General features: G+C 58.7%; 16 protein-coding genes. 7 read left to right on the top strand and 9 right to left on the bottom strand.

What is annotated here, in order from left to right:
* Positions 1-879, top strand: a complete 879-nt coding sequence (locus WNY39_RS03160) for a 3-keto-5-aminohexanoate cleavage protein (RefSeq protein ID WP_342843975.1) — start codon at positions 1-3, stop codon at positions 877-879.
* A 2-nt stretch (positions 880-881) separates the two neighbouring features.
* Here the strand turns inward: WNY39_RS03160 and WNY39_RS03155 are convergent, their stop codons facing one another.
* Positions 882-1670, bottom strand: a complete 789-nt coding sequence (locus WNY39_RS03155; protein ID WP_342843973.1) for an IclR family transcriptional regulator — start codon at positions 1668-1670, stop codon at positions 882-884.
* A 74-nt stretch (positions 1671-1744) separates the two neighbouring features.
* On the opposite strand from WNY39_RS03155, the gene WNY39_RS03150 reads away from it, so the two are divergent.
* Together WNY39_RS03150 and WNY39_RS03145 are read left to right on the top strand one after the other, a co-directional pair.
* Complete coding sequence (locus tag WNY39_RS03150; RefSeq protein WP_342843971.1) at positions 1745-2344, top strand: hypothetical protein; 600 nt, start codon at positions 1745-1747, stop codon at positions 2342-2344.
* Positions 2345-2347: 3 nt separating this feature from the next.
* Entirely contained in the window at positions 2348-3016 is a 669-nt protein-coding gene (locus WNY39_RS03145) for a protocatechuate 3,4-dioxygenase subunit beta (RefSeq protein ID WP_342843970.1), read from the top strand.
* A gap of 119 nt (positions 3017-3135) precedes the next feature.
* On the opposite strand, the gene WNY39_RS03140 is transcribed toward WNY39_RS03145, so the two are convergent.
* From WNY39_RS03140 to WNY39_RS03120, 5 genes are all read right to left on the bottom strand, one after another.
* Complete coding sequence (locus WNY39_RS03140; protein ID WP_342843969.1) at positions 3136-3516, bottom strand: VOC family protein; 381 nt, start codon at positions 3514-3516, stop codon at positions 3136-3138.
* A 1-nt stretch (position 3517) separates the two neighbouring features.
* A complete protein-coding gene (locus tag WNY39_RS03135) occupies positions 3518-4531 on the bottom strand; it encodes a zinc-binding alcohol dehydrogenase family protein (protein ID WP_342843967.1) in 1014 nt (337 codons plus the stop codon).
* 64 nt (positions 4532-4595) lie between these two features.
* Positions 4596-5693: an L-dopachrome tautomerase-related protein gene (locus WNY39_RS03130; protein ID WP_342843965.1), complete on the bottom strand. Its 1098-nt coding sequence runs from the start codon at positions 5691-5693 to the stop codon at positions 4596-4598.
* Between the two features lie 140 nt (positions 5694-5833).
* The gene (locus WNY39_RS03125; protein WP_342843964.1) at positions 5834-5995 is read right to left on the bottom strand and encodes a hypothetical protein; all 162 of its coding nucleotides are present in this window, start codon (positions 5993-5995) and stop codon (positions 5834-5836) included.
* Between the two features lie 29 nt (positions 5996-6024).
* Positions 6025-6315: a putative quinol monooxygenase gene (locus WNY39_RS03120; RefSeq protein ID WP_342843962.1), complete on the bottom strand. Its 291-nt coding sequence runs from the start codon at positions 6313-6315 to the stop codon at positions 6025-6027.
* A gap of 104 nt (positions 6316-6419) precedes the next feature.
* Between WNY39_RS03120 and WNY39_RS03115 the strand changes: the two genes are divergently transcribed.
* The 4 genes from WNY39_RS03115 (at position 6420) to WNY39_RS03100 (ending at position 9820) form a co-directional block, all read left to right on the top strand.
* Complete coding sequence (locus WNY39_RS03115) at positions 6420-7316, top strand: LysR family transcriptional regulator (protein WP_342843960.1); 897 nt, start codon at positions 6420-6422, stop codon at positions 7314-7316.
* A 219-nt stretch (positions 7317-7535) separates the two neighbouring features.
* Positions 7536-8555, top strand: a complete 1020-nt coding sequence (dusA, locus tag WNY39_RS03110; RefSeq protein WP_342843959.1) for a tRNA dihydrouridine(20/20a) synthase DusA — start codon at positions 7536-7538, stop codon at positions 8553-8555.
* Positions 8556-8588: 33 nt separating this feature from the next.
* Positions 8589-9410: a sulfite exporter TauE/SafE family protein gene (locus tag WNY39_RS03105; protein WP_342843958.1), complete on the top strand. Its 822-nt coding sequence runs from the start codon at positions 8589-8591 to the stop codon at positions 9408-9410.
* A gap of 206 nt (positions 9411-9616) precedes the next feature.
* On the top strand, positions 9617-9820 hold the full coding sequence (locus tag WNY39_RS03100; protein ID WP_342843956.1) for a hypothetical protein: 204 nt from the start codon (positions 9617-9619) through the stop codon (positions 9818-9820).
* 5 nt (positions 9821-9825) lie between these two features.
* Here WNY39_RS03100 and WNY39_RS03095 read toward each other — a convergent pair whose 3' ends face one another.
* Genes WNY39_RS03095 through ccmI form a run of 3 tightly spaced genes read right to left on the bottom strand, consistent with a single transcriptional unit; the run spans position 9826 to position 11782 of the window.
* Positions 9826-10065 carry a DUF1289 domain-containing protein gene (locus tag WNY39_RS03095; protein ID WP_341234750.1) on the bottom strand — a complete coding sequence of 80 codons (240 nt, stop codon included), beginning with the start codon at positions 10063-10065 and terminating at the stop codon, positions 9826-9828.
* The gene (gene ruvX / locus WNY39_RS03090; protein WP_342843953.1) at positions 10062-10547 is read right to left on the bottom strand and encodes a Holliday junction resolvase RuvX; all 486 of its coding nucleotides are present in this window, start codon (positions 10545-10547) and stop codon (positions 10062-10064) included. Before ruvX ends, WNY39_RS03095 begins: the two co-directional genes overlap by 4 nt.
* Positions 10544-11782, bottom strand: coding sequence for a c-type cytochrome biogenesis protein CcmI (ccmI, locus tag WNY39_RS03085; protein ID WP_342843951.1), 1239 nt, complete (start codon positions 11780-11782; stop codon positions 10544-10546). The genes ruvX and ccmI overlap by 4 nt, the downstream gene beginning before the upstream one ends.
* Between the last annotated feature and the right edge of the window lie 55 nt (positions 11783-11837).

The following is an 11837-nucleotide window of genomic DNA, read 5'->3' as shown; positions in this document are numbered from 1 at the left end:
ATGGCACGCAAGACGATCCTGACCGCCGCGATCACTGGCAACCTGATGACGCCAGAGATCAGCCCGCATTTACCTGTCACGCCCGAACAGATCGCGCGCCAAGCGCTGGATGCCGCAGATGCCGGTGCCGCCATCGTGCATCTGCATGTGCGCGACCCCGAAACCGCCAAAGGGTCGATGCGGCTTGATCTATACGAGGAGCTGGTGGCGCGTATCCGTGCCGAGAACACGGACGTGCTGCTGAACCTGACCACGGGCGAGGGCGGGCGGTTTATCCCGTCCGACGATGATCCGCAGGTGGCCGCACCCGGGTCGACCCTATGTGTGCCAGAAAAACGCGTGGCCCATGTCGAAGCCTTGCAGCCTGATATCTGCACGTTGGACTTTAACACCATGTGGTCGGGGCAGGCGTCGGTGATCAATGCGCCGCGCAACCTCGAAATTATGGCGGGCCGGATTTACGATGCAGGCGTCAAACCCGAGATCGAGATTTTCGACAGCGGTGATCTCCACATGGTCAAAGATTTCGTTGCGCGGGGTGTTCTGAAGACACCGTTGATGGTGCAAATGGTGCTGGGCGTGCGCTTTGGCGCGGTCGCCAACCCGGCCACGATGGCCTATCTTGTCAGCCAATTGCCCGAAGGCACCGAATGGGCCGCATTTGGCATTGGCCGCGCGGCATTTCCGATGTTGGCGCAGGCCTGGCTGCTGGGCGGGCATATCCGCATCGGCATGGAGGACACGGCCCATATCGCCAAGGGCCAGCACTGTGAAAGCAACGCACAGCTGGTTGAAAAAGCGGCGCGGATCATCGGTGATCTAGGCGGCGCACTTGCCACCCCGGATGAGGCCCGCAGCATTCTGGGCCTCGCTGGATGACCCTAGCTGCCCTGATACCCCAAAGCGCGCGAGATTTGCAGCGCGGCGTCTTGGGTCTTGGGCAGATAAAAGCTTTCTACCCTATCGAAATCAAACCCGCTGTCGGGGCCGGACAGGTTCACGCAAGCCACGATCGCGCCGGTATTGTCGCGCACCGGCACTGCGATGCTGGACCCGCCCGGTTCACGAAAGCCGCGCGATATCACGCACCCCGCATTGCGCGCCTGTGCGACGCGGGCGGCAAGGCTGGCGGCACCCATCGGCGTGTGTTCGGTAAAGCGGTGCCAGTTCTGGTGGGCAGCGAAATCTTGCAAGGCGGCATCGTCCAACGCCCCCAGCAAACACCACCCAATCGCCGAGGCATAGGCCTGTGTGCGGGTGCCAGTGCGCATGTTCGACACATACCCGGACCGCGCCTGATGGCTGACAAGGTACAAAACATCATCGCCCTCAAGCACGCTCAGATGGGTGGAAACGCCGGTTTCATCTCGCAAGGTCGCGAGAATGGGGCGGGCAATGGCGGTAATGGGCTGCTGGTTCAGATAGGAAAACCCAAGGTTCAAAACGCGCGCGCCAAGGGTAAAGGTATTGGCCTGCTCCGCCTCGCGGATAAACTCCATCTGCCGCAGGGTATAGACCAGACGAAACGCCGAACTCCGGCTCAGCTCCATCGCGCGGGCGATATCGCTCAGCGACATGGGCGTTTCTGCCGCGCCAAGAATTTCAAGAACCCTAAGACCCCGATGCAGACCGGGGACAAAATAGACATCATGATTGGACGCTTTGGTCATGGGCGTATGGTTTCCGTATTGCCTTCCTTGGTGTTTAATATGCAAAACATACCAAAGACAATGGAGGACAGGTGATGACCGACGCAGCATCCAACCTTTTACCAGCCACGAACGAAGACACCTGCGGGCCGTATTTCCCGATCTATTTCGCCGATCCCGCGCTCGAGGATCTGACCCGTTTTGATCCCGGCGTGGTGGGCGCGGCCGCAGGCACAGCGATCATCCTGCGCGGCCGTGTGCTGGACCGCCATGGGGAACTGGCCAACGGGGCCGTGTTGGATTTTTGGCAGGCCAATGCCAAAGGCGTCTACCGCACCCCCGCGACCGAAGGGCACGAGGACATCGACCCGTGGTTCCACGGCTATGGCCGGATGCGCACAGCGTCGGGCGTCTATGAATTCCGCACAATCCTGCCGGGCGCAGCAGCGGGGCGCGCGCCAAACATCACGATCACGATCTTTTCCGACGGGATCAACCGGATCGTCACGCAGGTGTTCTTTGATGGGCAGGGCGAGAATGCCAGCGACCCCGTTCTGCAAGCGGTCGGCGATGACGCACCAAAACTGATCGCGCGCCACGACGGGCGCACCGCCAGCGGGGCCGAGGTCTATGTCTTTGACATCGTCATGGCGGGCCCCGGCGAAACCCCATTCTTTGACGATCTGGAGAGCTGAACCATGGCCAATCAAGGACGCATTCTGGGCATTGGCCCGACCGATAACACATCAGACCAACGCACCCCGCGCCAGCGCCTGCGGCTGATCCCCGAGGTCGCCCGCGCCAGCTTTGTGCCGGTGGTGCCAGCGCGATACGCGACGAACCCGCATGAATGGGACATGACCCGCACCGCGCCAGACCGGCCCCGCGCCGATGGCACCTCGATCGAGGTTACCGGCCGCGTGCGCAGCGCATCCGGCCGCCCGGTGGCAGGCGCACTGCTGGAGGTCTGGAGCGCCAATCACTATGGCCGCTACCGCCATGTGGAGGATCATTCGGGCCTGCAACTGGACGAAAACCACCTTGGCATGGGGCGCGTGCTGACCGATGCCGAAGGGCGCTATCGGTTCTGGGCGATCAGCCCGGGTGCCTATCTGGCGCGGCCCGATATCGGACGCTGGCGGCCCAAACATATCCATATGTCCGTCAGCGGCGGATCATCGCGGCTGATCACCCAGATGTATTTTCCGGACGAGCCGAACAACGCAAGCGATCCGATGGCAATCCTGATGGGCGACGCGTTTGAACGCAACGTTGGCAGGCCCCGTGACCCGCTGACAGTGGATGTGAAAGAGGCCTACGACTTTGATATCGTCGTCGGCGGACGGAATGCGACGTTCTTTGAGTAGGGTTGTGGTTGGGGAGGGTTAGGGGTGGTCGGCCCAGACCAGCCATTGACGATTGGTCGCCACGCCGCAGTGCAGCTTCCCTCAAGCGGACGTTGGTGGCCAGCGCAGTAACTAAGCTGTCATTCGTCCGCCGTGAAGTCGATGTGGATGTGGTTGCCATCGGGGTCGCGCAGATGGAATTGTATAAGCCCGACCGTGTCCAACACGAACCGTTGATGTGGGATGGACTCTTTCCTTAGAGTTTCTTCAAATGCCACATAGTCTGTCGCGGTCAGTGCGAAGTGTTCGAGCTTCAACTTCACTTCGGAGCCAACCGCAGGGTCGCCCCTTTGCCCCACAAGATGGATCACGGCCGTATCGCCCGCATAAAGCCACGCGCCCGGAAATGGAAAATCCGGACGCGGGCCGGTGCGCATGCCTAAAACGTCGCGATACCAAGCCACCATTTTTTCGACTTGGGTGGTTTGGATATTGACGTGATCAAGTCTGCGCACCTGCATTTCAGAAACCTTCCAATGTGATTTTGCCCTTGGCCTTGCCGCTTTCAATCAGCGCATGGGCACGTTTGAGGTTTTCGGCATTGATAGCCCCGAAGCTCTCTGTCGCGGTAGAGCGGATCTTGCCCGCGTCGATCAGACCCGCCACGGTATCAAGGATTTCACCCTGACGTGCGATGTCGTCGGTGGTGAACAAAGACCGCGTGAACATCAGCTCCCAGTGGATAGAAACTGCCTTGCCTTTGAACGGCATGATGTCAAAGCCCTTGGGATCATCAATCAGACCAAAGCGGCCCTGCGGAGCGATGAATTCAGCGATCTGCGTCACATAGGTTTCAGAATAGTTGGTCGAGAACACAAAGGCTGGCGCGCCGATGTTTAGGGCTGCAATCTGTTCCGGCAGTGGTTTGGAATGGTCCACAACGTGATGCGCGCCTAACTCTTTCACCCAATCTTGCGTTTCAGGGCGCGAGGCCGTGGCGATGATCGTCAGGTCGGTCTGCTCGCGCAAAAGCTGGATCGCGATGGAGCCAACGCCGCCCGCGCCGCCGATGATGACGATGGCGTTGGCAGCACCCGGCACCGGATTTGTGACGTTCAGACGATCAAAGATCATCTCTTGCGCTGTCAGTGTTGTCAGAGGCAGAGCCGCTGCCGCAGCGGTGTCGATAGATTTGGGCGCGTGGCCGACGATGCGTGCATCCACAAGGTGGTATTCGGCGTTGGTGCCGGTGCGGTTGATGGCGCCTGCATACCAGACCTTGTCACCGGCTTTGAACTGGGTGACTTTATCGCCAGTCTCAACAACCTCGCCCACGGCGTCCCAGCCGAGGATCACAGGCGCATCGCCTTCTGCTGGGCGGTTTTGACGGACTTTAACATCGACAGGGTTGACCGAAACGGCGGCGACCTTGACCAGAATGTCATGGCCTGTCGCTGTTGGTTTATCGATCTCAAGATCGATCAGAGCATCAGCGCGGTCAATAGCGCCGTTTGTGGTGTAACCGATGGCTTTCATTATTTATTCTCCGAATGTGTGTGGGGCTACGCGGTGCCCATGTTAGACGCCACGCGATGTTTGATTACGGCTGGGTTGTTAGGATGACATAGGCGTGGTCGCTGCCATCGGTCCCCATGTTTAGTGCAGGGTGCGTGTGCAACTGGTTGGCGACGATATAAAGCGTGCCGTCTGGCGCAAAGGCAAAGCCATCGGCCCACCGCAACAGCGTGTCGTCTTGGGCGAAGACCTTAAAGCTGTCGGGTGTGGAGACCGTCACAGCATTGAGGGTGACATCTCCTGAGAACACGCGGCCCTCACCGTCAATGATAAAGCCGTCATTCGGGCCTTTCTCAGCGTAGCGGGTGATCTGTGCGGCCAGCGCGGTGTCGTCTTGTGATGCGTCCGCCAAAGCAGCAGCAGGGATGGACCATATATCGCGGCCATTCATCGTGCCGAAGTAGACATTTTCAAATGCCGGATCGATTGAGATGGCGTTCATCGACAGGTGCCACGGGGTGGCGTTGCCGTCCGCATCTTTGAACCCGACAAGATTACCGTCGATCACGACATCTTCGTCAGAGGGCATGAAACGTTTCGTGGCCTCCATCACACGGCGTGCCGCACCTGATTCAATATCGATCACAATGAACGCGGGCTTCAGGTCGGCCGCAGGTGCAGTGAAGGTCATGTCGGCGATGTAGATCTGGCCGCGTTCTTCATCGAGGGCGAAGTCCTGAAGGAAGGAGATCGGGGTCACCACCTCGGACGGGATCTCGATGATTTTGTGCAACGCGTCAGTCTGCGTGTCCCAGCCGACCAGTTTCGGTGCGCTGTCAGCACCGCCCATATCGAGGATCCAGACAATCCCGTTTGCATCAGATTTGATCCCGATTGAGCCAGCAATACCAACTTTGCCAGTTTCAGGGCCATCAGCCCAATCCTGCGTAGGGAACGGAACCTTCGTGCCGTCTTCGAGGACTTCAACGACCCGCAATTTCGGACCATCCAGTGGCTGCTGGGTGATGATGACGCGGTTGTCGGGTGTGACAGTGATGTTGCCGGGGCGCGTGTCGCTGATTTCCGCAAAGGTTGTAAGCTCGGCGGTGGTCTCGGCAGATGTTTGCGTGGCGAATGCAAAGGACAAGGCCATCGCGGATGTGAGCAGTTTTGTAAGGGTCATGGCAGGCACCTTTCCGAGGAGCGAATGGAATTTGAAGGAAAACAAGTGAGGGTGAGGCACACCGTCCCCGTGATCCGACACGCACGTGCGAGATTTTTTGGAATCACGGAGAAATTTTTTAGTGCAGGTCGTTGAGATGGTTACTTGCGAAAGGCGCGTCGCAACCACCCCGCCAGATCGACGGCGCACGCCGTCGAGCCAAGGTTCCGGATGCCTGTTAGATCATGTGGCGACAGCCGCGCCACTGGGCGTTTTACGTCTTTTGGTTGGACAACTACTGGGGTGGCGTGGATCGTTTTCATGATGCGGTCTCCGGTTGTAGTGGCGTCGATCAGCCGATGTGGGACATCTCGTTCAGGATGAATTCGGCTACAGCGCCATCAGTGGCCGTCATGTAGGCTGCAAGGTGCGGCGCGCCCATGTGCGTCTGCCACAGCTCGCGGCTTTCCCAGTTTTCATAAAATGTGAAATGCTCAGGGTTTTCGTTGTCCTGATGCAGGTCGTAATTGATGCAACCCTCTTCGGCGCGGGTGATCGGAACCAACTTCAAAAGCTCGGCCTTAACCAGTTCGATTTTGTCTGCGTTGGCTGTGATGTTGGCGACGATTGTAAGCTTGGACATTGGGTTGTTCCTTTGAATGTCTGTTCTGATAATAAACATATACATCGCAGGCATATGCGGATAAACAGACATCCTTCGAAATAATAATCCGAGAAATCCGTTTAATGCTGATCGACAATATACGACTGTTTTTGACCATCACCGAAAAGGGAAGTCTCGTCGCTGCAGGCCGCGAGGTTGGGCTTTCGGCGACCACGGTTTCCGAACGGTTGGCAGCACTTGAGGCCCATTACGGCGTGGTTCTGTTCAACCGCACGACGCGTTCCCTCAGCCTGACGGACGAAGGCCGGACGCTCCTCAGCGGGGCCAAGGTCGTGCTGGGTGAAATCGAAGACCTTGAAACACGCATCCGGCACGGGGCTGAAACCTTATCTGGCCCAATCCGGGTCAGTGCGCCGATCGACATTGGCCGTAGCATCGTGTCAGACGTGATATCGAGCTTTACGGCCGAGCATCCGGCGATTTCAATCGAGCTGCTGCTATCGGATGGGTATGTCGATATCGTCGGGCAAGGCTTCGATCTGGCCCTGCGGTTTGGTGCCGTGACGGACAGCACTTTGCGCACGCGCAACCTCGGCCACTTCCGCCGCATCGTTTGCGCCGCGCCATCCTACATCGCACAACATGGCGCGCCACAAACGCCCGCCGATCTGGCGCACCACAACTGTCTGATCATGCGGTTCGGGCCGACCCTCGACAACGTCTGGCGCTTCGGCTCAGGCAATAAACCGCAGGCCGTAACCGTCCGAGGCAACAAAACCGTGAACGATGGATCACTGGTGCGGCAATGGGCGCTGAACGGGCATGGGATCATTCTGAAATCTGAACTCGATGTCATTGGAGACGTAGAGTCAGGTAAGCTTATCGCTCTCCTCGAAGATTTTGCACCACCTCCCAATCCGCTTCAAATGATGTTTCCCCCAGGAAGAGCACAGCCAAGGCGCGTGCGCGCCTTGGCCGATGCATTTTCACAAGCATTGGCACCATGGAAGTCAAAATAGCGCGCTGAAAGAACCCGAAGCCGTGCCCTCTATCTATTGATGTCTGCTATAACAACTCAAATCATTTCGCGATCGTTGCGCAGCGAACGACCGCTTCCCGCCCGTCGCATCTATGCCGAGCCATACTAAAACCTCCCCCCTCATCCCTACCTATTGTCGTCCCTCCAATTTCCCCCTATCTACACATATTGCCAGTCGCACAGCACATGGGTTTCGTAAGTGTCTGAAAAGAATAAATATATCCTCAGCCGAAATGCACGCCTCTCCGTGGCACCGATGATGGACTGGACGGATCGCCATTGCCGCTATCTGCACCGGCTGATGTCAAAGCACACGTTGCTCTATACCGAAATGGTGACGTCGCCTGCGTTGGTGCGCGGCGGGGCGTTGCATTTGTTGGATCATAACCCGCAAGAGCATCCGGTGGCGCTTCAACTGGGCGGGTCTGACCCGGCAGAGCTGGCCGAGGCCGCGCGGTTGGGGGCGCAGGCGGGGTATGACGAGATTAACCTTAATGTCGGCTGTCCGTCCGACCGTGTGCAGTCGGGCAGTTTCGGGGCCGTGTTGATGGAGCAGCCGGCCTTGGTCGCCAAATGCGTGGCGGCGATGCGCAGGGCGGTGGATGTCGAAGTGACCGTGAAATGCCGCATTGGTGTGGATGATCAGGACCCCGAAACCGTGCTGCCGGAGTTTCTGGCGCATGTCGTGGGGGCGGGGTGTGAACGTGTGACGATTCACGCCCGCAAGGCGTGGCTCAAGGGGTTAAGCCCCAAGGAGAACCGCGATATTCCGCCCTTGGATTATGACCTTGTACACCGGATGAAGGGGCTGTTTTCGAACCTGCATATCTCGGTCAATGGCGGGATTACATCGCTGGATCAGGCAGAGGCGTTTCTGGACGGTGGCTTGGACGGTGTGATGGTCGGGCGCAGTGCCTATCACAGCCCGGCTGATATTTTATGTCAGGCGGATCGGCGGATTTACGGGCAGGGCGAGGATACCACCGCCGAAGCCGCCGTTGCACAAATGCTGCCCTATATTGACGCGCATATTGCGGGCGGCGGGCGGTTGAACCAGATCACCCGGCATATGATGGGGCTGTTTGCGGGGCGGCCCGGTGCGCGGGTCTGGCGGCGGATGCTGTCCGAAAACGCATCAGGCCCGCAAGCAGACCGTCAGGTTTTGATTGATGCGCTGGATGCGATGCAAACGCTGGCAGAGGCGCAAAAAGCGGTGTAGCACCAAGGGCAAGCATTAACGGAGCCCCGCGCCATGACCGATACATCCCTTTTAGTTCAAATGATTGTCCTGATCCTGTTTATCGGGGCCTTTGCCGGTGTGTTGGCCGGGCTGTTGGGGGTGGGCGGCGGTATCGTCTTGGTGCCTGCGTTTTTCTATGCATTCCAAACCCTTGGTTTTGACGGGCCTCAGTTGATGCAGATGTGTCTGGCGACCTCGCTTGCGACGATTATTGTGACGTCTCTTAGGTCGGTGCACAGCCATAATAAGAAGGGCGCGGTCGATTGGGAGATCCTAAAGACATGGGCACCCGGCATTGTGATCGGGGCGGTGATTGGCATGCTGACCGTCGCGCAGCTGCGCACATCGGTGTTGCAGGGGATCTTTGGCGGACTGGCGTTGATTGTCGGGCTGTACATGGCGTTTGGCCGGTCGGAATGGCGCTTGGGGCAGGCGATGCCAACGGGTGTGGCGCGCGCCACGCTGTCGCCGTCGGTCGGGTTTTTATCGGTGCTGATGGGGATCGGCGGGGGCAGCTTTGGTGTGCCGCTTATGAGCCTGTTTAACGTGCCGATCCACCGTGCCGTTGCCACGGCCGCCGGGTTTGGTGTGCTGATTGCGGTGCCGTCGGTGATCGGGTTTTTGCTGGTCGCGTCGCCTGAAAACAGCCCGCCTTGGACGGTTGGCGCGGTGAACCTGCCCACCTTTGCGATTGTGATTGCGATGACGCTGATGACCGCGCCGCTGGGGGTGAAACTGGCCCACGCCATGGACCCCAAACCGCTCAAGCGGGTGTTTGCGGTGTTCTTGATCCTTGTGGCGTTGAACATGTTGCGCAAATCGCTGGGTCTTTGATCGGCGGGCTTTCTGTGCCGGCGTTCATGATCAAACTGCTCAATTAGAAACAATACTGCTGAATTGGTTCGCAATTACGTGCAAATACCTCGGTATTGCCGCAATCTCGCCTTAACTCGAAGGTTAGTTAATCAAATCGGAAGCTAAAATTCCGAGACTAACACCACGCGACAGAATCAGCGTGGTATCGAATGAGAGACAGTGCAATGACAGCGAAAGTTGAAAACCAAGACACGAATGTGATCGCATTCACACCCAAGGCACCGACTTGTGGCCATTGGACAGCGGCACAGCAGTTTCAGAAAATTGCGCATATGACGGCTGTGAATGACAACTACGGCCCCTCTGCTTGCGAGGGCGCACAGACCAGCGACCTGTTGTTGGATTTTCTGTACAGCGTAGCGCAGTAAACGATTTAATCTTGCTGTCTGGCCAGTTTAGCAGCCCGACCGCCGCGCCGTTTTGAATGCGCGCCTGCGCGCGACGGCAATTCGTCCATGATCTGACGCCGTGTTTCAGGCGTCATCCGAGACCATGCACCGATTTCATCAATAGACCTGAGGCACCCGGTACAAAGCCGCGTTTCGGGATGCACAACGCACAGCTTGACGCAGGGGCTTTCGACCTCGTCCCGTTTCCAGACTTCGTCTGTCATGCCGCGCCCCCTTGCATGCGCAACACGCGCAAACGATCCAATACACCTTGCAAGATATACCCCGCCGCCACGTGATCAATCACCTCTGCGCGACGTTTGCGTGACGTATCCGCCTCGAGCAGGGCGCGTTCGGCGGCAACAGTGCTAAGCCGTTCATCCCAATACCCGATGGGAATATCACCCAGCCTGTCAAAATTACGTGCAAAGGCGCGGGTCGATTGGCAGCGCGCCCCTTCTGACCCGTCCATATTGCGCGGCAATCCAAGGATCAGCCCGCCAATGCGCCGGTCCGCAATAATCTCACTCAGCCGTGCCGCATCGACGCCGAATTTCTTGCGACGCACGGTTTCAAGTGGCGTAGCAATCGACAGAAAGCTATCGGTGACCGCCACGCCGATGGTTTTTTCACCCAAGTCCAACCCGATCAGCGCCTGCATCGGGGGCAGGGCGGCGGCGAATTCTATGATGTCTTCATAGATCATTTTATCAAATTTGCCTTTTCGCCCGCGCGCGCAATCATATCGGTCGATGCAGGATCACCCGCAAAGACGTCCATCGCGTTGTCATATATCGCTTGGGCACGATCAGTCTGCCCCAATACGCCAAGGCTCGATATCAGGCGCGCCCAGTCTTCGGCAGGGCCGCCTTCGGTCGCCAAACGCTCTGACAACCCGTCGACCATTGCGCCAATCATCTCCATCCGCGCGGCCGGGGTCATGTCTTGGGCCGCTTCAATATCATCCTGCGACGGGCCGGGCAGGTCGCTTTGGCGCGTACCGGTGCCGATCTCGGGGATGGTATAGTCGACCCCGGCCAGATCCGCGACGGGTTCGATTTGCCCCAATATGGGTTCAATCCAGGGCGCATCGGCGGGGCCACGGCGCAGCAATCCATCCCAAATTCGAAAGCCCTGATCGGGCCGTCCGGTCTGGATCAGCATCAAGCCCCAGTAATAGCTGGCGGTCCCGTTCTCGGCATCGCGCGTCAACACGGCCCGCAAGACCGCTTCGGCCTCGGGGGACACATATCCACCCGCAGCCATGATCAATAACTCCGCGTAATTCACGACCTCTTCGGTCGACGCATCAGCCCCTTTTAACCGCACCACGGCGGATTGCGCCTCGGCGGCGGCAGCGTAATTGCCAATCCGCGCCTCGTTCTGCGCCAGCAAAGTTTGCCCCTGCACATCATCGGGCCGTGTCGCAACTGTTTCGCGCAGCCGGGTCAGCAAGGTCTCGTATTCGGCGCTCAGCTCGGCCCCGACCGACGCTTGGGGAATACCCGCAACGGCATCAGCCTGACTGGGGCGGGTTTCACGCAACGTCTTGGCGAAAGCGATGCGGTCTTTCAGCGCCAGATCGCCATAGCCCGGCGCGCCCAGCCTAGAATACATAAACAAGCTGCCCCCGATCAGCGCCAACGCAATCACCGCCATCAGCGCTTTCGAAGGCGCGCGCCCGGTCTGCACATCCGCGGTGCGGCCCTTGTCAGCGGCCAGAATGCGGCGCGAAATTTCGGTCTTGGCCCGTGCCGCATCTTCAGACGACAACACCCCACGTGCGACCTCGCGTTCAACCTCGGCCAGTTGATCGCGGTAAACTTGCACGTCTTGTTCAACCCGCGACGGGGCCTGTACTGCCGCGCCACGCCACAGGGCGCGGATCAGCAAAACGGTCACAAGGGTGGCACCAGCGGCGGCGATGATCCAGAAATTCATACGGGTCGGGTCCATTCATTCAGTAGACCGCACATCTAAACCGTGTTGCGCCGTG

It is taken from the genome of Sulfitobacter sp. AS59, from assembly GCF_038899995.1.
Taxonomy (GTDB): Bacteria; Pseudomonadota; Alphaproteobacteria; order Rhodobacterales; family Rhodobacteraceae; genus Sulfitobacter.
The sequence above is the reverse complement of the archived record's forward strand: the minus strand, read 5'-3'. Positions and strand labels throughout refer to the sequence as shown.